Origin of the sequence: Actinomadura sp. KC06 (genome assembly GCF_004348735.1) — a bacterium.
Classification (GTDB): domain Bacteria; phylum Actinomycetota; class Actinomycetes; order Streptosporangiales; family Streptosporangiaceae; genus Spirillospora.
Map to the genome: position 1 here is coordinate 1 of NZ_SMKT01000142.1, position 22,196 is coordinate 22,196.

Genomic DNA, 22,196 nt, shown 5'->3' on the forward strand with positions numbered 1-22,196 from the left:
GCCCTCGACGGCCCGCCCCGCGCGGACGGCCGCGTCCACCATCGCAAGGACGTGGCCGCCACGGTGCGCAGCGCGCCGTTCGTCCTGCTGACCGCCGCGCTCACGCTGTCGGCCTTCACGATGTTCGCGGTGCTGATCAACCTCATCCCGCTGCTGACCTCGCGCGGGGCGGGCAGCAGCATCGCGGCCCTGGCGCTCGGCCTGGGCGGCGTCGGGCAGGTCGCCGGACGGCTCGGCTACCGGACGCTGGCCCGCCGCACCAGCGTCCGCGCCCGCACCGTCTGGATCCTGGCGCTGTCGGCCGCCGCGACCGCCGGGCTGGCCCTCGTTCCCGGCCCGGTGGGGTTGCTGATCGCGGTGGCGTTCATGGCGGGGATGACGCGCGGCATCGCCACGCTGCTGCAGGCCACCGCCGTCTCCGACCGCTGGGGCACCGCCGCCTACGGCGCGCTGTCCGGGATCCTCGCCGCCCCGATCACGACGGCCACCGCCCTGGCCCCCTTCGCCGGCGCCGCACTGGCCGCCGCGCTGGGCGGATATCCCCACATGTTCCTGGCGCTGACCGCGACCGCCGTCCTCGCCGCACTGCTCGCGATTGGCACCGCACCACCGAAGTGATCAAGCGTTTCGGGTGCCGGCGACGCGGTGGGCGGGGCAGAGCGCCACGGCGCGGTCGGTGGTGGCGAGCAGCCGCTCGGCCGAGCGCAGCGTGTCCAGCAGCTCGGGTGCGGCGATGGAGTAGAACGACTGGCGGCCCTCGGCGCGGTAGTCCACCAGCTTGCAGCCGCGCAGGCAGCCCAGGTGCTTGGACACCGTCGACTGCGCCAGCCCCAGCTCGCGGGTCAGGTCCACCACCCGGGCCTCGCCGCGCGTCAGCCGCTGGACGATCGACAGCCGCACCGGGTCGGCGAGGGCGTGGAACAGCGCGGCCGCCGGGGCCAGGTCGTCCAGCGAGACCCCGCTCATTCCAATATCAGAATCGATCGCCACACTGGAATGTTATGAGCTTTCCGTGTTCGGTCAAACCCGCTGTACCGTGCGCTCCGCTTCGGCGCGGGACGAATGGCCGGACGCGTCCGGACCCGGCCAGCGGAGCCTCCCTGCCTGCTCCGCGCCCACCCCGCCGATCACGCCTCATTGGCCCATCGGGAAGCCGCCCGCGCCTGTGCTACCTTGTGGGCCACCTAGATCTTCCAAACTTTGCCGAGGGTACGGGATCCGTGGACTCGCAATGGAGAAACCCCTTGTTGTAAGGGCGTCCCCCGCCGAGCCGCCTTCGACATTCAAGCCGTTGTCCTTTTCGTGGGTGCTGGCGCTGTTCGCGGTCACCCTCGGAATGTGGATCGGGCTTCTCGCGGCCGCGCAGGTTCTGCTGCCCAGCCAGATCGAGGTGATCGACCCGGATCGAAAGGTCTGGGCGCTGGGCGCGGTGACGGCCGCAGGAGCCGTGGCGGCGGTGCTGGCCGCGCCCCTTGTGGGCGCGCTTTCCGATCGGACCAGATGGCGGTTCGGAAAACGCCGTTCCTGGGTGATCGCCGGCACCGTGTTCTGCGCACTGGCCCTTCTCGCGCTGCCCTGGCAATCGTCGGTCATCGCGGTCGGCATCTGCTGGACGATCGTCCACGGCGGCGTGGGCGGCATTTCCGCGGCGCTGTGCGCGGTGGTCCCGGATCGCGTGCCCGTCGACCGGCGCGGGACGGTGTTCGCCATCGTCGGATTCGCGCAGCCGCTCGGGCTGGTGTTCGGAACGCTGCTGGTGTCCGGCGTCTCATTTCGCGCCGGTTATCCGCTCGTGGCCGTCCTGGTCGTACTGCTCGCCCTGCCGTACGCGTTCATCGGACGGGACGTCCCCGTCCTGACACACCGCACCGACCAGCAGGAACAGCCAGATCAGCCCACCCGGGCCGGCAAGCCGCGGAGGCCGGCGCCGCGGCGGCTGATCGCCGACGCCAAAGCGCTGGGCCCGGATTTCGCCTGGGCCTGGGGCGGGCGATTCATGGCGCAGTTCGCGACTTCGCTGGCAACCGTTTACCTCCTGTACTTTCTCCGCGATGAGATCAGGCTGGACGATCCGGCCCAGGGAGTGGCCGTCCTCAGCCTGATGTTCACCGCGGGAATCATCGTGGTCGGCCTTCTGGTCGGGCGCGCGTCCGATCGGGCCGGACGCCGCAAGATCTTCGTGATCGTCGCCGCATTGCTGATGGCCGGGGGCCTGACGGGAATGGGGCTGGTCTCCACATGGCCGGTCGCCGTTGTCGCCGCCGCGGCGCTCGGCGGGGGATATGGCGCCTACCTCGCCGTCGATCAGGCGCTCGTCACGCAAATCCTGCGGAGCGACAGCGACCGGGGAAAGGACCTCGGAGTGATGAACATGGCGGGCAGCGCCGCGGTCGCGGTCGCCCCGCTCGTCGCCGCCGGCGGAGTCGACCTCGGCGGCTACACTCTGCTGTTCCTTCTCGCGGGCGCCATGGCAGTATTGGGCGGGCTCCTCATCCAGCCGATCAAATCAGTTCCCTGAAAAGGCCGTCATGAGTTACTTCTGAGTTGTGTTCGACGGGGGTGTCGAAGGCATGGCAACAGAAGGCGTGTATTTCCGTGTGCTCGGCCCGCTGGCGGTCGGCGTGGACGGGGTCGCGGTCGCGCCGCCCCGCTCTCCGGTCCTCCAAGGGCTGCTGGGCGTCCTGCTCCTGGCGCAGGGCGAGCCGCTGACGACCGGCCGCCTCGCCGACCTGGTGTGGACGGACCGCGCCGGCGAGACGAGCCGCGAGTCGGTCCACGTCGGCGTGTCCCGCCTGCGCAAATGGCTGACCGGCCTGGAGGCGGACAGTCCTCACCGGTCCGACCCGATCAAGATCGACTACCAGGACGGCTACCTGCTGGACCGTGCCGCGGACCGCTCGGACCTCGGCCGGTTCCTGGAACTCGCCGACGAGGCCCGCACCCTGACGGAGCCCGAGCGCGTCTACCGGACGCTCTCGGCCGCCTTCGCGGAACGCAAGGGGCCGCTGCTCGCCGGCCTGTCCCGCATCGACCGGACGGACGCGCTCGTCCGCGGCCTGGAGGAGGAGATCCGGGGCGCCGCGATGGTCCTCGCCGCCGCCGCCCTGGACGCGGGCGTCCCCGAGGGCGCCGTCACGGCCGTCAGCGCGCTGACCGCGGAACTCCCGTTCGACGAGCCGCTGCACGCCGTCCTCATCGACCTGCTGATGGCGAGCGGGCGGTCGGCGGAGGCGCTGCAGACGTACCGGCGGCTCAGCGAGCACCTCGTCGAGGAACTCGGCGTCGAGCCGAGCGAGGAGGTCCAGCGGGCGCACCTGCGCGTCCTGTCCGCCAACCGCGCGCTGGACGACCGGGACGCCCCGCCGGAGCCGCCGCTGCCGCCGCCCGCCCAGCTCCCGCCCGACATCCCCGACTTCACCGGCCGGAGCGCCGAGGTGGTGGATCTGGCCGAGACCCTCATCGGAGGCGGCGGGTCGGCGCGGAACCGGACCGTGGCCGTCGCGACCGTCGCCGGAATGGGCGGCGTGGGCAAGACGACGGTGGCCGTCCACGTCGCGCACCAGATCGCGAACTTCTTCCCCGACGGGCAGCTGTATGCGAACCTGCGCGGCGATTCGGCGAACCCCGCCGACACGGCGGAGGTGCTCGGCCGGTTCCTGCGCACGCTCGGCATGTCCGGCGCGGGCATCCCGCCGTCCCTGGACGAGCGCGTGGCGCTGTACCGGAGCCGGCTCGCCGGGAGCAAGATCCTCGTGGTCCTCGACAACGCCGCGGCGGAGCCCCAGGTGCGGCCGCTGCTGCCCGGCACCCCGGACGCGGCCGTGCTCATCACCAGCCGCAACGCCCTCGTCGGCCTGGAGGGCGCCAAGCTGCTCAACCTCGACGTGCTGTCGTCCGCGCAGGCCGTCCAGCTGATCGCCACCATCATCGGCGAGCAGCGCGTCGCCGCCGAGCCGGACGCCGCCGTGGAGATCGCCCGGCTGTGCGGCCACGTCCCGCTGGCGGTGCGCATCGCCGCGGCCCGGCTGCTCGGCCGCGGCCACTGGACGCTGGCGCACCTCGCGGGCCTCCTGCGGGAGGAGCGCCGCCGCCTCGACGAGCTGGTCGCCGGTGACCTGGAGGTGCGGGCCGGGTTCGAGATGAGCTACCGGCTGCTGCCACCGGAGACGCAGCGCGTGTTCCGGCTGACCGGGCTGCTCCACGCCCCCGACTTCGCGTGCTGGACGGTCGCCGCGCTGCTCGACCGTCCCATCCCCGAGGTGCAGCGGCACCTGGAGACGCTGATCGACGCGCACCTCGTCGGCATCACCGGCGTGGACGAGACGGGCCAGCTCAGATACCGGCTGCACGACCTGCTCCGGCTGTACGCGCGCGAGCTCGCCGAGCGCGACGACCCGGAGCCGGAGCGCGAGGCGGCGCTGCGGCGCGCGCTCGGGGGCTGGCTGTCGCTGGCGGAGGAGGCCGCGGAGCACGTCCCCGGCCCGTGCTACGCCGCCATGCACGGGCCCGCTCCGCGCTGGTCGCCGCCGCCGTCCGTCACGACGCGGCTGCTGGCCGACCCGATGCAGTGGTTCAAGTCCGAACGGTCCGCGCTCGTCGCCGAGGTCGGGCACGCCTGCGAGCTGCGCTTCACCGACTTCGCCTGGGACCTGGCGGCGTCCATGGAGAAGTACTGCGACATCCGCGGCCTGTACGACGACTGGCGCCGCATGCACGAGCGCACGCTGGCGCTGTGCCGGGAGACGGGCGACAAGCGCGGCGAGGCCGTGATCCTGCGCGGGCTCCTCGAGGTCCTCACCTGGACCTCGCCCCCCGGGTCCGGGACGGCCATGACCCGCATGCGCGCCCTCGCCGTCCGGCTCCTGGACCTGTTCACCGAGCTGGACGACCCGGCCGGGATCTCGGACGCGCTCGTCGCGATGGTCTGGGCCAAGGTGGCTGAGGGCGACAGCACCGAGGCGCTGGCCCTCGCGGACCGCGCGCTGCGGGTCGCGCGCGAGGCGGGCCACACGGGCGGGCAGGCGCGGGCGCTGCACGTCATGGCCATCGCGCACGGCGAGGACAACCCGCACGACGCGCTCGAATGCCTCGTGGAGGCGCGGGCGGTCGCGGAGGGGCTGGGCAACCCCCGTCTCACCGCGACGATCGTGCAGTTCCTCGGCGCCGCCCGCGCGCTGTGCGGCGACATCGCGGCCGGCCGCGAGCTGCTGGACGAGTCGATCATGATGGCGCGCAACCTCGGAGACCGCTACCTGGAGACGTTCTCGCTGCTCTACCTCGCCAAACTGTTCGTCGCGACCGGGGACGGCCGGGCCAGGGCGACGCTCGACCTCGCGCTGACCTACAGCCGGACGGGCAACTTCCGCCACCATCTCGCCGACGCGCTGGGCGTCCTCGGCGAGCTGAACCTCGCCGAGGGCGACGTCCCGGAGGCCGTCGCCTGCCTCGAACGCTCGGTGCAGGTTTGGCGCACCCGCGGCTGGATCCCGTTCCTGGCCCGCGCCCTGCGCGCCCTCGGCGACGCGCAGGCCGCCGCCTGCGACCACGACGCCGCCCGCGCCAGCTGGACGGAGGCCCGCGAGCTGTTCGGCCGGATCGACGACGCCGCCGGGCACACCTCCGTCGAGGAGCGTCTCGCGTCCGGGGACATTATCGGCTGACCGATGCGGCCCTTCGGTGTTAGCCGCCAGGTTAGCGATCGGTAAGGCCCGCCTCGGTAGCGTCGAGGACAGCACGGCAACACGGCGCCGTGCACGATAGCGATTCTCCGTCGCGGGGCCAACTGACGCGGGGGCGCAGTTGACCGTCGGGGGCTCGAGGTCGATAGAGATCCGGCATGCCGGCCGGGACCGCCCCGTCCCGGCCGGTGGCTCAGTACCGCCGGTACCGAACCCGGTTCAGGCGCCGGTTTTCAGGTACCGAAGATCGTTGCGGGATCGCCGGTGTACCAGGCGTTGTCGATGCGCATTTGCCGGATCACCCACCTTTCACCGTCGCGGACGAGTTCGACGTCGTAAGGGTTCTTCAGCAGGGCGAAAATGTCGTGGTCGGCGGTGAGGAGATGCTGGGCCTCGACCAGGGCCGTCAGCCGCGCCGAGCCGCCGCCGTCGCTGTCGCCGTTGATGGTGATGCGGGGATTGGTGACCTGGTGCGTGGTGTCGACCCGGCCGGTGAACGACGCCAGGATCGTGGTGACGATCGTGTCCCGTCCGGCCATGACCGGGGGATGTCCGCCCCACTTGGCCGCGGCCGGACGGAAGTCCAGTTCGGCGTCGGCGGCGAAAGCCGAGGCGAACAGGGCCTCGTCCTTGAGGTCCTGGCCGAGGGCGAAACGGTACAGCGCGTCCAGGATCTCCGCGCGGTCCCGCAGTTCCCGGACGACCGCGTCGCCGTCCTCTGCTGGAGCGGAGACCGCGCGCCCATCGGTGACGTACATCGCTTGCTCCCATAAAGGTCAGTAGGTGTTTCAGGCGGTTCCAGCCTGGGCGGGGGAGCGAGGCCGATCAATGCGCGTCCGGGCAAGTATCGTGAAGCTGGAATTAACGATCTGGGGGCGTCGTGCTGGAACGGCATGAGGTGGAGGCGTTCCTCACGCTCGCCGAGGAACTGCATTTCGGCCGTACCGCCGAACGCCTGCATGTGTCCACGGCCCGGATCAGCCAGACCATCGCCAAGCTGGAACGGCGCGTCGGCGTCCCGCTGTTCGACCGGACCAGCCGCCGCGTGGAGCTGACGGCCGTCGGACGGCGCCTGTACGAGGACGTCCGCCCGGCCTGGGATCAGATCAGCGCGGCGGTCGAGCAGGCCATCAGCACAGGCCGCGGCCTTTCCGGCACGCTTCGGGCGGCCTTCGTCGGCGCGGCCGCCGGGCAACTGCTCGCCGGGGTGACGGAGCTGTTCCGGAAGCGGCACTCCGACTGCGATGTCCTGCTCCGCGAGGCCCAGATCGCCGATGCGATTCCGTGGCTGCGAGCCGGTGAGATCGACGTCGCGCTCGACACTTTCCCCGTAGAAGAACCCGGCATTGTCATGGGCCCGGTTCTGGTCTCGGAAGCGCGAATGCTGGCCGTCCCGTCCGGGCATCCTTTCGCTCGCCGCGAGTCAGTTTCAGTGGAAGACCTCGCCAGGACGAAACCCCTGCGACCCGGCCCTTCGGCGTCGACGCTCAACGAGATGCTCACCCTCGTAGGCGCAGGCCACGGCGTCTTTCCGGTCGGCGCGCAGACCAGGCGCTACTACGCGCGGCCCGACGTCACCTACGTCGTCCTCGACGATGCCCCGCCCCTGCGCTGGGGGCTGCTGTGGCGGGCCGACGGCGCCACCGCACGCGTCCGCGCCTTCGCCCAGGCCGCGCACGACCTGCTCCACCCCGGAACGGCCTAGCGGCCCAGCCGGTCGAGGCGTCGGAGCTGGTCGTCGTCCAGCCGCAGGTCTGCCGCGGCGACGTTCTCCTCCAAGTGGGCGATCGAGCCGGTGCCCGGGATCGGCAGGACGACCGGAGAACGTTCGAGCAGCCAGGCCAGCGCGACCTGCGCCGCCGTGGCACCGGTCTCGGCGGCCACGGCGGCGATCTCGCCGGCCCCCTTGGACGCCGCGGGATGCACGGGCCGCCACGGCAGAAAGGCGATACCGGCCGCAGTGCACGCCTCCAAGACGGCCTCGTGCTCACGGTCGAGCACGCTGTAGCGGTTCTGCACGCTGACGACGTCGACGATCTCCCGCGCCCGGTCGACCTGGCCGACGCTGACCTCCGACAGCCCGATATGGCCGATCTTTCCCTGGAGCTGCATCTCGCGGAGCGCGCCCAGCTGATCGGCGAGCGGCACCTTCGGATCGACGCGATGCAGCTGGAGCAGTTCGAGCCGCTCGACGCGCAGCCGGCGCAGGCCCTGCTCGACCTGGTCGCGGAGGAACTCCGGCCGCCCGCAGATGTCGGCCTCGCGGGGAGGGTCCGGCGGCGCGACGCCGACCTTCGTGGCGATGAGCAGGTCGTCCGGGTACGGGTACAGCGCCTCGGCCAGCAGTTCCTCGTTGGCGCCCCACCCGTACAGGTGCGCGGTGTCGATCAGCGTCACGCCCAGCTCGACCGCGCGCCGGGCCACGGCGATCGCGCCGTCCCGGGCCTGCCGGGGTTCGGTCGGCAGATGCATCGCCCCGAACCCGAGCCGCCGCACGTCCCGCTCACCCGCGATACGGAAATCACGCGGTGTCACTTTTTCGCCCCCAACCTCAAGATCGTTCACGATAACAGCAGCGCGGGCCCCTACGCTGGGGAGAGTTCGAGCACGACCGGTTCGAGGCAGGGGGCTGCTGCGTGACCAGCGCGATCGTGGTGGGCAGCGGTCCCAACGGCCTCGCCGCCGCGCTCACGCTCGCAGCCGCGGGAGTGCGCGTCACGGTGATCGAGGCCGCCGACACCCCCGGCGGCGGGACGAGGTCGAGCGAGCTCACGCTTCCCGGCCTGATCCACGACGAATGCTCGGGCTTCCACCCCCTCCTGCTCGGCTCCGCCTTCGTCCAGCGGTTCGGCCTGACCGATGCGGGGCTGACCTACCGTTGGGCGGACGCCGAATTCACCCACCCCCTGGACGACGGACGAGGCGCGACCCTATGGCGCTCGGTCGACAAAACAGCCTCCGCCCTCGGACGTGACGCCGCCGCCTGGCACAGCGTGTTCGCCCCCCTAGCCAAGCGCTTCGACGCCATCGGCAAGGAATTCCTGCAGCCCATGCTGCACGTCCCGCGCCATCCGGTTAGCCTCGCCCGTTTCGGGTTGCGGGCTGCGCTGCCCGCGTCCGTGCTGGGCCGCCGCTGGCGCACACCGGAGGCGAGGGCGCTCTTCGGCGGCGCGGCTGCGCACGCGCTGAGCCCGTTCGGCGGCGTGCTGTCGTCCGCCATCGGGGTCGCGCTCACGACCGCCGCGCACGCCTACGGATGGCCGGTCGCGGAAGGGGGGACTGCTGCGATCCGCGACGCGATCCTCGCCCGCGCCCGCGAACACGGCGTCACCATCGAGACCGGCCGCACGGTGCGTTCCATCGACGAGCTGGACGCCGACATCGTCATGCTCGACACCTCGCCCAGCGCCGCGCTCCAGATCGCCGGGCACCGGATGCCGCCCCGCGTGCGCAGGGCCTACGGCCGGTACCGCCACGGCCCGGCCGCGTTCAAGGTCGACTTCGCGGTGGCCGGGGGCGTGCCCTGGACGCACGAGCCGTCCCGGCATGCCGGAACCGTCCATCTCGGCGGCGGCTTCGAGGAGATGGCCGCCACCGAGAAGCAGGTGACCGCCGGACGGATGCCCGAGCGCCCGTTCGTGCTGGTCGGGCAGCAGTACGTGGCGGACGGGACGAGATCCGTTCGGGACGTCCACCCGCTCTACGCCTACGCGCACGTCCCGGCGGGCTACACCGGCGACGCGACCGAGGCGATCATCGCGCAGATCGAACGGTTCGCCCCGGGCTTCCGCGAGCGGGTCCAGGCGACCAGCGTGCGCTCCGCCGCCGACATGGCCCGCCACAACGCCAACTACGTCGGCGGCGACATCCTCACCGGTGCGAACACCCCGTCCCAGCTCGTGTTCCGCCCCCGCCCGGCCCTCGACCCCTACGCGACGGGCGCCCCCGGCGTCTACCTGTGCTCGGCCGCCACCCCGCCCGGAGCCGGAGCCCACGGCATGTGCGGCTACAACGCCGCCCGCTCCGCCTTGCGCCACCTCCGCTGACCCGGCTACCGGCCGGTGTAGACCGGGTCGCGGCCTTCCTTGAGCGCGGTCAGGCGTTCGGCGAAGTCGGCCGTGTCCAGCAGCCGGTAGAGAGTCGGGATCAGCTCGGCGAAGACCTGGTGGGCGTTGGCGTCGCGGGCGCGGCGGCCGAGTTCGAGTGTCGCGCGGACGGCGAGCGGCGGATTGGCGGCGATCCTCTCGGCGATCTCGATGGCGCGCGGCAGCTGTTCGCCGAGCGGGACGACCTCCTGGACGAGCCCCAGCCGGACGGCCTCGTCGGTGCCCCAGTCCTCGCCGGTGAGGAGCCAGCGCATGGCGTTGCCCCAGCCCGCCTCCGCCGCCATCCGGAGCGCGCCGCCGCCCGCCGGGGTGGTGCCCCTGCCGACCTCGCCCTGGCCGAAGCGGGTGCCCTCGGCGGCGATGCGGACGTCCGCGGCGAGCATGAGCTCGTGCGCCATGGCCCCGACCGTGCCCTGGACGGCGACGACCAGCGGTTTCGACAGGCGGGTCGTCGTCCCGAAGGGGTTGATCCGGCCGGGGCCGTCCGCGCTGTACGTGTGTGCCTGGAGGGTGGGCAGGAAGCTCTTCGGGTCGAGCCCGGCGGAGAAGTCGGGCCCTTCCCCGTGCAGGACGACGGCGGCGGCATCGTCGTTGTCGGCCCGGTGGTAGGCCGCGCCGAGCGCTTGGAGGGTCGGGGGATCGATGGCGTTGGACGTCCCCGGCCGGTCCAGCCGGATCAGCGCGAGCCGATCGCGCCGCTCATAGTGCACCGTCTTGTTCGCGTTCATAGTGCGGTCAACTCCTGGGTGTGTCACAGGGGAGGGTGCGGCAGGGGCGGCAGCGCGCTTTCGACCGCTTCGCCGATGGCCAGGAGCCGGGCGTCGGACGAGTCGGGGCCGACGAGTTCGAGCCCGATCGGGAGGCCGTCGCGGGACAGCCCCGAAGGGATCGACAGGCAGGGGAGGCCCGCCGTGCTCGACGCGTCGGTGTTGCGGATGTAGGTGAGGAAGGTGTCGACGTCCTTGCCGTTCAGCTCGACCGTCCGGTCCTCCCCGGCGGGCCTGTGCGGACGCGCGGGCAGCGGCGTCGTCGGGACGAGGTAGGCGCCGACGTCGTTCTCGGCGAAGTAGGCCGCGAAGGCCGCACGGAGCGCCGGGCGGTGGACGGCGAGGGCCGCGCGGTATTCGGCGCCCGGCACGACGTCCTCGTCCAGGAGGGATTCGAGCGTCTCCCGGATCTGGTCGGTCGCGACCCGGCCGACCAGATCGCGCAGGGTGAGCGGCGAAGAGTGCTGGTAGAGGTAGGCCGACAGTTCCCGGCCCACCTCGTACAGGACCACGGTGAAGCTGGCCGCCTCGTTGAGCCGCTCCAGGTCGGGGACGTCCCGCTCGACGAGCACGGCGCCGCGCGCGGCGAGGGCCGACAGCGCGCTCTCGGTCGCCGCCGCGACGTCCGGGTCGAGGCCGTCGTAGAAGAACCCGCGAGGCACGCCGAGCCGCAGACCGGCCAGGTCGACCGTGCCGGCGGAGCCCGTGCCGGACGGCGCGCAGATGCCGTCGATCAGCCGGACGTCCGCCACGGAGCGGGCGAGGGGGCCGACCGTGTCGCGGGTGGACGAGATCGGCACGACGCCGCGCCCGTCGTAGCGTCCGTGCGTCGGCCGGAACCCGACGCAGCCGCACAGCGCGGCCGGGATGCGGCACGATCCGCCGGTGTCGGCGCCGAGCGCGGCGGGGACCAGCCCGGCGGCCACGCCCACGGCGGTGCCGCCGCTGCTTCCGCCGGGGATGCAGTCCTCGCGGTAGGGGTTGCGGACGGTCCCGAACACCGGGTTGTTGCCCGTCATCCCGAAGGACAGCTCGCCCAGGGCCTGCTTGCCCATGAGCGTGCCGCCGGCGTCCAGCAGGGACTGCGCGATGGGGGCGTTGCGGCGCGGGCGCGAGTCGCGCAGGGCCGGGGTGGACGCCGTCGTCGGGAGGTCGGCGGTGTCGATGATGTCCTTGAGCGCGAACGGCAGCCCGTGGAGGGGCCCCTTTGGAGCGTTCTTAACCGACTGCCGGACGAGGTCGGGTTCGTGCGAGATGTAGGAGTTCAGGCGCGCCAGCCGCTCCGTCCGCTCGATCAGCGCCTCGACGTACTCGGCGAGCTTCAGCTCCCCGTCGCGCAGCCGCCGGACGGCCTCGACGGCGGGCAGCCAGTGCAGGTCTTCAGCCATGAGTGCACCCTGCCCTAGCGCGCGACGGTCAGGGCGAACGGGACCATCCCGTGGTTGCGCAGGATCGACGGGACGATCAGCATGAGCGCCTCCGGGCCGCGGGCGCTGGTGACGTCCCCGAGGTCCTCGATCCAGTCGGCGGGCCAGCCGAGGTCGCCCAGCAGTCCCGTAACCGTCGCTTTCGCGTCGACGTCGTCGCCGGAAAGGAACGCGGTCGGCGGCGCCTTGAGGCTGTGCGGGTCGACGATGACGGTGAACAGCATGGTGTTGAGCGTCTTGACGACCTTCGTGTCCGGCAGGGCTTCCTGGAGGTGCTCGGCCAGGCTGCTGCCGGGGTGGACCAGCCCGCCCGGCATCCCGTCGGTCCCGCGGACCGTGGCGTTGGCGACGTCCACGAGGATCTTCCCGGACAGGGCGTCGCGCAGGGCGGCGAGCCTTTCCACGGAGGTGTCGCCGGGCGTCGCGTTGACGACGATCGCGGCGTTTTCGGCGGCGGCGGCCGTGCCGGTGACCGTCACGGGTTTCCCGGCCCATCTGGACGAGACGTCCGCCGGATTGCGGCTGCCGATGGCGACCTCGTGCCCCGCTTCCGCGAGTTTGGCGGCGAGGGTGCCGCCGACGCGTCCGGACCCGAGGATGGCGATGTTCGTCATGTCTTGCTCCCGTTGTTGGTCAGCCAGGTGTCGGCCGTGGACAGGGTCGCTTTGCGATCGAAGGCGTTGACTTTCTGGAGGATGTCCGGGACGAGGAATTCGTTGAGGTCCACGGAGCCGTCGGTCACGCCGGCTTCGCGGAGGAGGCTTTGGGCGTTGGCCCAGCGGTCCGGTTTGATCTCTCCGAAGTTCTGCTTGTCGAAGGGGACGAGAGTCTTGGACAGGGCGTCGAGGAGTCCTTTGGCCTGGTCAGGGTCGCTCCACTGCTCGGGGGCGACCTGGCGCGTGGCCGCTTCCGCGACCTTGGGACGTTCTAGGCCCACGTAGGTCCCCCTGGCAAGAGCCCGGAAGAACCTGACCAGCACATCGCTCTTCTCGAGCGTCTCGGCGCGCACGATGTAGCCGCCTACGGGAATGCCTTCGAGGCCCTCGGGCGTGATGTCCCTGACCGGCAGTCCGGCCTCGTCGAAGGCGAAGAAATCGGTGAGCGTCCCGGCGTAGGCGGCGATGCGCCCGGACTCCAGCGTCTGCGCGACCGAAGGGCTGCCCGGTCCGACCATCGTCGTCTTGACGTCGTCGATGCCCATCCCGGCCTTCTTCAACGCGGCGGTGAGATACGCGCGGTCCTGGTCGGGGGAGGCCAGGCCGACGTTCTTTCCCTTGAGGTCGGCGACCTTCTTGACGGGGCTTTTCTCGGGGACGACGAGGCCGATGAGGAACCCGTTCCCGCCGGTGCGCTCGTCGTAGGCGAGGCGCAGACCGTCCGATTTGAGGGCCGCGGATATCGCGTCGGTGGCGGCGACGAGCCCGACGTCCGCCTTGCTGTTCTCCACCAGCCCGGCGATCGGGATGTTGTCGCTCACCGGGGCGAGCTTCACCGTGATGCCCTCTTCTTTGAAGAACCCGAGCTTCTCGGCGATGACCTCGTTGAAGGTGAACAGCGAATTGGGCGCGGGAGTGGCGAGCGTCAGCGTGCCGTCCGCGCCGCCCGAGGTCTTGCCCGCGTTTCCGCAACCGGACAGCGCGGCGGCCAGCAGGGCCGTCGCCATTGCCCCGGCCACCAGGTTCGACGGCGTTGTTTTCATGAGACCTTCTCCTCCTGCGAAGCCGAAGGGTTCGAGGCCGCGGACTCGGCGGGCCGCGCCGGCGTTTCGCCGAGCCGCCGCCGGACGCTTCTCTCCCGGCTCCTGGTCTTGGACGTCGACCGGCCGGCATGCCGCCAGAAGACGATGGTGCGGTCGGCGAGACCGATGGCGGCGTAGAGCAGCAGCCCCATCGCGGTCAGGACCAATACGACGGCGAACGCGTCGTCCTGATTCAGCTGCGAGCTGTACCTCTGGACGAGGAATCCGAGCCCTTTCTGCGCCGACACGATTTCGGCGACGACCGCGCCCGCGAGCGCGAGCGTGAGCCCGATCCGCAGCCCCGCGAAGATCATCGGCGCGGCGGTGGGGAGCAGCAGGCTGAGGAACGTCCGCTTCTTCCCGGCGCGCAGCGACCGGAACAGCTCCTCGGCGTCGGGGTCCGGGGCGAGCAGGCCCGTGAGCGCGTTCACGAACACCGGGAAGAACGCGATCATCCCGGCGATCACGATCTTCGAGGTGTAGCCGAAGCCGAACGCCGAGATCAGGATCGGCGCGATGGACAGCATCGGCAGCACCTGCAGCGTCACCGCGTACGGGTACACCATCTGCCTGACCAGGCGCGACGACCCGGCCGCCAGCGCCGTCCCGATCCCGAGCACCGCCGCGGCGGCGAATCCGGCCAGGGTCTCGTAGAAGGTGGCGAGGAGGTGCTCCCAGACGATCCCGGTGGAGAACAGCTCATAGGTCGCGACGACGACGTCCCAGGGACGAGGCAGGATCAGGTCGCTGACCCAGCCCTGGGTGTTCGCCAGATCCCACAGGACGACGACGACCGCGAACAGGGCCGCCGGGGCGATCACACGGCCGCGTCCTGTCCCGCGCTGCCGGTTCACCGCGATCAACCCCTTTCGGCCTGGACGAGATGGAGTCCGTCGCGCACCGTCGAGGCGAATTCCTGGAATTCCGGGGAATGGGCCATGTCGAGCGAGCGGGGCCGCGGTAGCGAGACGGTCACGTCGGCGGCGACAGTTCCCGGCCTGGGCGTCATCACGACGATCCGGTCCGACAACAGGACGGCCTCGGAAACGCTGTGCGTGACGAAGAGCGTGGCCGACGCCGTCCGTTCATGGATCTTCAGCAGTTCGAGGTTCAGGAGTTCGCGCGTCAGCTCGTCCACCGCGCCGAACGGCTCGTCGAGAAGGCGCACGCGGGCTCCGGTCATCATCAGCCTGGCCAGCGCCACCCGCTGCTGCATTCCGCCGGAGAGCTGCTCGGGAAAGTGATGCTCGAACCCTTCGAGGTTGAAGAGGGCGAGCAGCCGCATGGCCTCGCGGAGGTCGCCGTCCCTGACTTTCCGGTGCATCCGGACGGGCAGGAGGGCGTTCTCCAAAGACGTCTTCCACGCGAGGAGCGCGGGCCGCTGGAACATCATGCCGACGTCCGTCCGCGGCGCGGTGACCTCCTCGCCGTGGACGTGTACCGACCCGTCCGCGCACGGCGTCAATCCGGCGATGACGCGCAAGAGGGTCGACTTCCCGCAGCCGCTCGGCCCGACGATCGAGACGAATTCCTCGGGCCCCACGGAAAGGTCCAGATTCCTGATCGCCTCGACGCCGCCGTCGAATCTCTTCCCGACCCCGCGCAACCGCACGGCGACATCCGCTCCGCTCATGCCTGGCCTCCTCTCCGGGGCCTCACCTGGGTGGACGTTCGTCGATGACGCGCCGCATCTTCCCCGCGGACCGCTCGATTCCGCCGGGGTCGAGGACCTCGACCTCGACGCCGACGCCGATCGTGTTCTTGATCAGCGCCCGCACGCGCTCCCCGGCCGCCGTCGCCGCCGAGCCCGCCGCCACGGTGCCGCGCCGCTCCACGCGGACGGTCAGCCCGTCGAGCGCACCCCGGCGCGTCAGCACGCACTGGAAATGCGGCGCCAATTCGGCCGTGCTCAGCAGCAATTCCTCGATCTGCGTGGGAAACAGGTTCACCCCGCGCAAGATGATCATGTCGTCGGTGCGGCCGGAGATCCGCGCGATCCGGCGCATCGGCCGGGCGGTCCCCGGCAGCAGCCGGGTCAGGTCGCGGGTGCGATACCGGAGCACCGGCATCGCCTGCCTGGTCAGCGTCGTGAGCACCAGCTCGCCCTCGCGGCCGTCCGGCAGCACCTCGCCCGTCGCCGGGTCGACGATCTCGGGAAGGAAGTGGTCCTCCCACAGGTGCAGGCCGTCCTTGGTCTCGGCGCACTCCTGCGCCACCCCCGGCCCGACGATCTCCGACAACCCGTAGATGTCGACGGCGTCGATGCCGAGGCGGCCCTCGACCTCCCGGCGCATTTCCTCCGTCCACGGCTCGGCGCCGAAGATCCCGACGCGCAGCGACGTCGAGCGGGGATCGACGCCCTGCCGCTCCATCTCGTCGATCAGCGCGAGCATGTAGGACGGGGTGACCGCGATGACGTCCGGCCGCAGGTCGCGGATCAGCAGGACCTGCCGTGCGGTCATCCCGCCCGACACTGGGATCACGGCGCAGCCCAGCCGCTCCGCCCCCGCGTGGAGCCCGAGGCCGCCGGTGAACAGCCCGTAGCCGTAGGCGTTGTGCAGCCGGTCGCCGGGCCGCCCGCCCGCCGCGCGGATACTGCGCGCGACGACGCCCGCCCACGTCTCCAGGTCCTCGCGCGTGTAACCGACGATGGTCGGCCGCCCGGTGGTGCCCGAGGACGCGTGGACGCGCGCCACCCGCTCCGGCGGGACGGCGAACATCCCGTACGGGTAGTTCGCGCGCAGGTCGTCCTTGGTCGTGAACGGCAGTTTGGTCAGGTCGGAGAGGGTGCGGATGTCGTCCGGGTGCGTCCCGGCTGCGTCCAGGGCCGTCCGGTAGTGGGGAACGTTCTCGTAGGCGTGGCGGACCGTCCAGCGCAGCCTTTCGAGCTGCACGGCGCGAAGCTCGTCAACGGACGCCGTCTCGATCGCTTCGAGCCCTTCTGGCGCGGCGCGCGTCGGCCGGTTCATCGGAAGATGTCCGAGATGCGGGAGTGCTCCTTCTCGTCCAGCCGGATGTCCATCGCCTCGCGGACGGCGTCCCAGTGCGCGGACGTGCGCGGCGCGACGATCGGCGCGGTGACGGCGGGATGGTCGCGGAGCCACGCGAGGGCCAGCCCGGAGACGCTCGCCGACAGCTCCCGCGCGACCTCGCGGAGCGCGGCGACCTTCTCCAGGTTGCCTGGCGAATAGAAGCCCTTGTAGTACAGGTCGCCCGCGACGGCGATGCGGCTGCCCGCCTCCGGCGGCGCACCGTCGAGGTACCGCTCGGACAGCACCCCGCCCGCGAGCGGGGAGAACGGCGTGTACCCGAGCCCCTCGCCCACCACGAGCGGCAGCAGCTCGGCCTCGTCGCCGCGATCGAGGAGGTTCAGCCGGTTCTCGACGGTGACCGGACGGTGCAGGCCCTTCGCGTCCGCCGTCCGCAGGATGTCCTCCAGCAGCGCGCGGTCGACGTTGCTGACCCCGTACGCCCCGATGGCCCCGGCGTTCTGGGCGGCGGAGAACGCCTCCAGCGTCTCGGCGATCGGCGTCCCCGGGTCGGGGACGTGCGACAGGTACAGATCGACCCGCCCGAGCCGCTCGATGCTCCGCGCCAGCCGCCGCTCGATGTGCTTCGCCGACAGGTCCCTGGCGCGGGAACCGTCCGGGTTGCTGATCAGCCCGACCTTGGTCGACACGATCGCGTCCGCGGGCCGCCGCTCGTGCAGCCAGCGGCCCACGACCTTCTCGCTCTCGCCGCCCCCGTAGGAGTCGGACGTGTCCACGATGTTGATCCCGAGCTGCCACGCCTCGTCGAGCCGCGCGAAGCCCTCCTCGGCGTCCAGCCCGAAGCCGCGCGTGCTCGTGGACGTGCCGACCCCGCCGATGGAACCGGCGCCGAACACGAATTCGCTGATCTCGATGCCGGACGCACCGAGCGGGACCTTGCGCATTTCCGGATGCCTTCCTGCCTGTGAATTCATGTGATCGCCGAGAGGGTCTGGACGGCGGCGGCGTGCAGCGTCGGGGTCGCGGCGAGGAAGTCGTCGCTGTCGAGGCTCCACGGCCGCCCGCGCGTGTCGGAGACGACGCCGCCCGCCTCGGTGACGAGCAGCGCGCCCGCGAGCAGGCCGGAGCGGACCTGGCTGAACTGCCAGAAGACGTCCATCCGGCCGGCGGCGATCTGGATGAGCTGCAGCGTCGCCGGCACCGACACCCGGATCACCATCGCGGCGTTGAGCATCGCGGTGACGGACGCCCCGATGCGGACGAACGTCTCCGCCGACTCGCCGGGCGCGGCCTGCCCCGTCCCGACGAGGGCCCCGTCGATCGCGGCCTTCGGGGAATGGCGAAGCGGCGTCCCGTTGAGAAGGGCGCCGCCGCCCAGAACCGCCGTATACGTGTCGTCGAGCAATGGCAGATGAACGGCGGTGACGACGGGCACGTTGTCGCGGACGAGCGTCGCGGTGACGCCCCAGTCCGTCATGCCGTGAACATGGTTGATATTGCCTTCGACGGGGTCGGTCACCCACCATTCCCCGTCCGGGAGGACGCCGCTTTCCAATTCGTCGTCGACCCAGCCGACGTCCGGGCGGATTCGCGTCAGCGCGGGCTTCAGGATCTCCAGGGACGCCGCGTCGTTGGCGTAGATGCCGGCCACGACCTCGTCCCGTCCGGCGAGGCGCGGCGAGGTCGAGAACCGCTCCACCATCCGCGCCCCGGCGGCCCGCACCGCCGCCGCGACGTGCGGCACCAGCTCCCTGTCCTCGGCCAGGGCCGGTCGGCCGCCGGTCAACGACGGGTTCAAGCGATCATCCGAGTGCAGCGACATCGCGGCTCTTTCCGATGGTGGACGGGTCGATGGGCGTCGTGAATCCGGCTCTGGCCTCGACGACCTCGGCGGCGGCGAACACGGCGTCCTCCTCGAAGGGCCGTCCGATCACCTGGACGCCGAGCGGCGCGCCGCCCGCGCCTCTCGGGACCGGAAGCCCGAGCGACGGAAACCCGAGCACGGGAACGGACATGAGCGGCCATTGCCGTCCCATCAGTTCGGCCGTCCGCTCGACCGACTCCGCATCAGACCCCATCGGGAACGGCGGCTCACCGGACACGGGCGTCAAGATGAGCGGATACCGATCCGCGAACTCCGAAAGCCTCCGCCGGAGCATCCCGCGCCGCGCCCACCCGGCCACGAACTCCGCCAGATCGACCTCACCGAACGCGTCCCGGTAAACGGCGAACATGAGGTCGAAGAACCGGCGGAAACCGGGGTCGCCGACACGCTCGACCTCGGCCACCATCCCGATCGCGAACTCGGTGAGCGCGAGCTTCCACCACAGCTCGGCGGCCTCGCCGAACAGCGGCTGCTCGACCTCGTCGACCTGGTAACCGGCGTCGGCCAGCCATCCGGCGGCCGTCCGCGTGGCCTCGACGCTCTCCGCCGTGGACGATCCCCGCAGCCCCGACCCACCCGGATCGGTCACGACCGCGACACGCCCCTGCTCCACCGACGCCGGAATCCTGCTGGTGTGGGCGACGGCTCGCGGATCCCTTGGATCGTAGGCCGCCATCGCTCGCAACCCCAGCCGCAGGTCGGCGACCGTCCGGGCGAGGGGTCCCTGCTCCACGAACGCCTGCACGGCCATCGGCGGATCATGCGACGGCGGCCCCGTCCACGCGGGAACCCGGCCAGGAGTGGGCCGCAGCCCGACGACACCGCAGCACGCGGCCGGATAACGGATCGACCCGCCGATGTCGTTGCCCTGCGCCAGCGCACCCATCCCGAGCGCCACCGCGACGGCCGCCCCACCGCTGGACCCGCCCGGCGTCACCGCCGGATCCCACGGATTGACCGTCGCGCCGTACAGGTCGTTCTCCGTCGTCCACCGGGTGGCGAAGGGCGGGCAATTGGTTCGCCCTACGGGAATGGCCCCGGCGTCCAGCCAGCTCAAAGCCTGCGGATCGGTCTCGGTGGCGACGTGGTCCCTATAGGCGGCAACGCCTTCGGTAGTGGGAAGCCCCTCGACATTCGTGTTCACCTTGAAGGTCACAGGCACGCCGTGCAGCAACCCCGCCGCCGGCCCGTGCCGCAGCCGCGCGTCCGCCTTCCGCGCCGCGTCGAGCGCCTCGTCCTCCCGCACCTCGACGACCGCGTTAACCGCCGGATTGACGTCGGCGATCCGCGCGAGCACCGACCGGGTGGCCTCGACCGATGACACAGCCCCGGTGCGGAGCAGGCGCGCGACCTCGGTGGCGGACAGTTGCCAGATCTCCATGCCCTCGCTCCTCGACCGGGGGTTTCGTCCTGTCCCCCGACACTAAGAGCGACCATTAATAATGGCCAGTGCATCTTTGATAGGGCTACATTTACTCTCGTGCACTTGGATTTGAACCTGCTGACCGCGCTGGACGCACTGCTGGAGCACAACAGCGTCGCGGCCGCGGCAGAGCGCCTGAACCTCTCCGCTCCCGCGATGAGCCGCACCCTCGGCCGGATCAGACGCGTCACCGGCGACCAGATCCTGGTGCGGGCCGGGCGCACCATGATCCCGACGCCGTACGCCCTGGAGATCCGCGGCGAGGTCCACGACCTCGTCCAGCGTGCGCGCGGCGTCCTGCGCCCGGAACACGACCTCGACCTGGCGAACCTCGACCGCGCGTTCTCAGTCCGCGGCCACGACGCAGTAACCACGGCGATCGGCCCGACGCTCCTGGCCACCGTCCGCGCCCAGGCCCCCGGCGTGGCCATCCGGCTCCTCGCCGAAGCCAGCAGCGACACCAACGAACTACGCCACGGCCAAGTCGACCTCGAGATCGGCTCCACCGAACCGGACGTCCCGGAGATCAACCACATCACCATCGGCCACGACCGCCTGGTCGCCGCCGTATCCGCGGACCACCCCTGCGCCGCCACCGACCTGACCGCAGAACGCTTCGCCGAGGCCGATCACGTAATCGTCTCCCGCCGTGGCAGACTCAGCGACCCGATAGACACGTCCCTGGACGCCCTAGGCCTACGCCGCCGCGTGGTCGCGTCCGTCCCAACGAGCACCGCAGCCCTCTATTTGGTCGCCGAGAGCGAACTAATGGTCGCGATCCCAGAACACATGTGCCGCCCAACCGTCAGCAAACTGGGCCTCCGCACCCGGACGCTGCCCTTCGATCTGCCACCCGTCCCGATCGTCCTGGCCTGGCACCAGCGCTACGACAACGACCGCCCCCACATGTGGCTCCGCACCCGCATCCGCGAGTCCCTGGCCTTCTACGAACAAACCACCGGTCAGGCAGGCGGAACGGGCTTGAGCGGACGCCGCAGCGCCCAGGCCTGACGCGGCGCACCGCACAGGATGGAAAGCACCTCACGAGCCCGCGCCCGACGGGTAGGCAGCTCGGTCAGCAGGCTCAACCACTCCTCGCCGTAGCGGTCCCGGTCGCCAGCAGGCAGCAGCGCACACCCAACGGCCACCAGCCGCCGCGTCAACACCCCAGGCGGCTGTGCCACACTCGCCACCTCCATGTGCGCCGGGGAGAAGCCGCTGCGTAGCGCGGTGAAAGCCAGCGCAGCCACCTGCAACGCCCGCACCGCCGCGTCCGCCACATTTCGGATTGCCTCTGCTGTCTCCGCTGCGTCCGCTGCCGCATACGCCGCCTTCGCCGCCGCCCCCGCAGCAATCGCCGCTCGCTCCGCCGCTAAGACCGTCGCATCCGCCGCCGCTTCCGCCCAGGATGCCATCTCCGCCGCTGTCGCCGCGCGTGCCATCTCCGCCGCATCTGCCGCCGCCATCGCCGCCTGTGCAGTTGCGGATGCCGTCTCCGCCACTGTCGCCGCGCGTGCCGCTGCCTCCGCCGCCCTCGCCGCGCGTGCCGCCGCCTTCTCCGTCTCCGCCCCCCTCGCTGCCTGTTTGGCCGCGGATTCCGTCTTCGCCGCTGTCGCCGCGCGTGCCGCCTCTGCTGCCGCCTCCGTGGCCCCAGGGGTAGCAGAAAGTACACGGGCGACCAATGCAGCGCACGCGTCTTGGAGCGCGCCCATGTCGCGGTCTTGGTGCGCACCTACGAGCGCTCCGCGGTGGGAACAGGTGAGAGCAGAGTTGATGTCGGAGTAGCAGGTAGGGCACGTCACGAGGTGGCTCCGGGGGCTTGCGGGCGCAGGGTGTCCCAGGGCTTGGGGGTGGTGGCGCGGTTGGCGTGGGCCTTGGCGAGCGCGAGCCGGGCACTCTCAGCACCCTCCTGGGTGAGCTGATAGTAGCGGCGGCGCGGACGGCCGAGGGCGTCAGCCTCGCGCTGCTCGCGAGGCTCCTCCCAGCGGGAGGTGATCCATCCGGCCTGCTCCAGCCGGGTGATGATCGGATACACGGTGCCGGTGGGCAGCTCGGTGGCCTGCACCATCTCCAGCCCGTACCACTCGCGGCCCGGCTCCAGCAGCGCCTGGCGCAGCACCATCTGAGTCTGCACCGTCATCCGCGGCCCCCGGCTCACTGCGACCCCCTCCTCCCATTGCGC

At 71.4% G+C, this 22,196-nt stretch carries 20 protein-coding genes and 1 pseudogene; 6 read left to right on the forward strand and 15 right to left on the reverse strand.

What is annotated here, in order from left to right:
• Window positions 1–618, forward strand: a pseudogene (locus tag E1287_RS44135) (MFS transporter); the annotation flags it as partial.
• On the opposite strand, the gene E1287_RS32675 reads toward E1287_RS44135, so the two are convergent.
• The gene (locus E1287_RS32675; RefSeq protein ID WP_131969135.1) at window positions 619–966 is read right to left on the reverse strand and encodes a metalloregulator ArsR/SmtB family transcription factor; all 348 of its coding nucleotides are present in this window, start codon (window positions 964–966) and stop codon (window positions 619–621) included.
• A 370-nt stretch (window positions 967–1,336) separates the two neighbouring features.
• On the opposite strand from E1287_RS32675, the gene E1287_RS32680 reads away from it, so the two are divergent.
• Window positions 1,337–2,518, forward strand: a complete 1,182-nt coding sequence (locus E1287_RS32680; RefSeq protein WP_243719586.1) for an MFS transporter — start codon at window positions 1,337–1,339, stop codon at window positions 2,516–2,518.
• A 52-nt stretch (window positions 2,519–2,570) separates the two neighbouring features.
• Window positions 2,571–5,660, forward strand: a complete 3,090-nt coding sequence (locus E1287_RS32685) for a BTAD domain-containing putative transcriptional regulator (RefSeq protein ID WP_131969137.1) — start codon at window positions 2,571–2,573, stop codon at window positions 5,658–5,660.
• Between the two features lie 251 nt (window positions 5,661–5,911).
• Here E1287_RS32685 and E1287_RS32690 read toward each other — a convergent pair whose 3' ends face one another.
• Complete coding sequence (locus tag E1287_RS32690) at window positions 5,912–6,436, reverse strand: nuclear transport factor 2 family protein (RefSeq protein ID WP_131969138.1); 525 nt, start codon at window positions 6,434–6,436, stop codon at window positions 5,912–5,914.
• A 122-nt stretch (window positions 6,437–6,558) separates the two neighbouring features.
• Here E1287_RS32690 and E1287_RS32695 point away from each other — a divergent pair, with 122 nt between their 5' ends.
• Complete coding sequence (locus E1287_RS32695) at window positions 6,559–7,383, forward strand: LysR substrate-binding domain-containing protein (protein WP_131969139.1); 825 nt, start codon at window positions 6,559–6,561, stop codon at window positions 7,381–7,383.
• Here E1287_RS32695 and E1287_RS32700 read toward each other — a convergent pair.
• Window positions 7,380–8,213, reverse strand: coding sequence for an aldo/keto reductase (locus tag E1287_RS32700; RefSeq protein WP_131969140.1), 834 nt, complete (start codon window positions 8,211–8,213; stop codon window positions 7,380–7,382). The genes E1287_RS32695 and E1287_RS32700 overlap by 4 nt on opposite strands.
• 101 nt (window positions 8,214–8,314) lie before the next feature.
• Here E1287_RS32700 and E1287_RS32705 point away from each other — a divergent pair, with 101 nt between their 5' ends.
• Complete coding sequence (locus tag E1287_RS32705; RefSeq protein ID WP_131969141.1) at window positions 8,315–9,724, forward strand: NAD(P)/FAD-dependent oxidoreductase; 1,410 nt, start codon at window positions 8,315–8,317, stop codon at window positions 9,722–9,724.
• Between the two features lie 5 nt (window positions 9,725–9,729).
• Here E1287_RS32705 and E1287_RS32710 read toward each other — a convergent pair whose 3' ends face one another.
• From E1287_RS32710 to E1287_RS32755, 10 genes are read right to left on the reverse strand one after another with little or no spacing between them, the layout of a single operon-like run.
• Entirely contained in the window at window positions 9,730–10,512 is a 783-nt protein-coding gene (locus E1287_RS32710; protein ID WP_131969142.1) for an enoyl-CoA hydratase-related protein, read from the reverse strand.
• A 23-nt stretch (window positions 10,513–10,535) separates the two neighbouring features.
• A complete protein-coding gene (locus E1287_RS32715; protein ID WP_131969143.1) occupies window positions 10,536–11,939 on the reverse strand; it encodes an amidase family protein in 1,404 nt (467 codons plus the stop codon).
• A gap of 14 nt (window positions 11,940–11,953) precedes the next feature.
• On the reverse strand, window positions 11,954–12,592 hold the full coding sequence (locus tag E1287_RS32720) for an NAD(P)-binding domain-containing protein (protein WP_131969144.1): 639 nt from the start codon (window positions 12,590–12,592) through the stop codon (window positions 11,954–11,956).
• Complete coding sequence (locus E1287_RS32725) at window positions 12,589–13,677, reverse strand: ABC transporter substrate-binding protein (RefSeq protein ID WP_131969145.1); 1,089 nt, start codon at window positions 13,675–13,677, stop codon at window positions 12,589–12,591. The genes E1287_RS32720 and E1287_RS32725 overlap by 4 nt, the downstream gene beginning before the upstream one ends.
• A complete protein-coding gene (locus tag E1287_RS32730; RefSeq protein ID WP_165969308.1) occupies window positions 13,674–14,537 on the reverse strand; it encodes an ABC transporter permease in 864 nt (287 codons plus the stop codon). The genes E1287_RS32725 and E1287_RS32730 overlap by 4 nt, the downstream gene beginning before the upstream one ends.
• Before the next feature lie 38 nt (window positions 14,538–14,575).
• Window positions 14,576–15,349 (reverse strand): ABC transporter ATP-binding protein, encoded by a 774-nt coding sequence (locus E1287_RS32735; protein ID WP_131969147.1) that lies wholly within the window; start codon window positions 15,347–15,349, stop codon window positions 14,576–14,578.
• Between the two features lie 22 nt (window positions 15,350–15,371).
• The gene (gene paaK / locus E1287_RS32740; RefSeq protein WP_131969148.1) at window positions 15,372–16,685 is read right to left on the reverse strand and encodes a phenylacetate--CoA ligase PaaK; all 1,314 of its coding nucleotides are present in this window, start codon (window positions 16,683–16,685) and stop codon (window positions 15,372–15,374) included.
• On the reverse strand, window positions 16,682–17,650 hold the full coding sequence (locus E1287_RS32745) for an aldo/keto reductase (RefSeq protein WP_165969309.1): 969 nt from the start codon (window positions 17,648–17,650) through the stop codon (window positions 16,682–16,684). Before E1287_RS32745 ends, paaK begins: the two co-directional genes overlap by 4 nt.
• A gap of 26 nt (window positions 17,651–17,676) precedes the next feature.
• Window positions 17,677–18,504, reverse strand: a complete 828-nt coding sequence (locus tag E1287_RS32750) for an inositol monophosphatase family protein (RefSeq protein ID WP_207934602.1) — start codon at window positions 18,502–18,504, stop codon at window positions 17,677–17,679.
• 4 nt (window positions 18,505–18,508) lie between these two features.
• Complete coding sequence (locus tag E1287_RS32755; RefSeq protein ID WP_131969151.1) at window positions 18,509–19,972, reverse strand: amidase; 1,464 nt, start codon at window positions 19,970–19,972, stop codon at window positions 18,509–18,511.
• Window positions 19,973–20,071: 99 nt separating this feature from the next.
• Between E1287_RS32755 and E1287_RS32760 the strand changes: the two genes are divergently transcribed.
• Window positions 20,072–21,025: a LysR family transcriptional regulator gene (locus E1287_RS32760; protein WP_131969152.1), complete on the forward strand. Its 954-nt coding sequence runs from the start codon at window positions 20,072–20,074 to the stop codon at window positions 21,023–21,025.
• On the opposite strand, the gene E1287_RS44140 is transcribed toward E1287_RS32760, so the two are convergent.
• Complete coding sequence (locus E1287_RS44140; RefSeq protein WP_165969310.1) at window positions 20,977–21,480, reverse strand: hypothetical protein; 504 nt, start codon at window positions 21,478–21,480, stop codon at window positions 20,977–20,979. The two genes, E1287_RS32760 and E1287_RS44140, sit on opposite strands and share 49 nt — an antisense overlap.
• A 332-nt stretch (window positions 21,481–21,812) precedes the next feature.
• Window positions 21,813–22,196 (reverse strand): helix-turn-helix transcriptional regulator (locus tag E1287_RS32770; protein ID WP_243719585.1); only part of this gene is annotated, 384 nt, incomplete at its 5' end.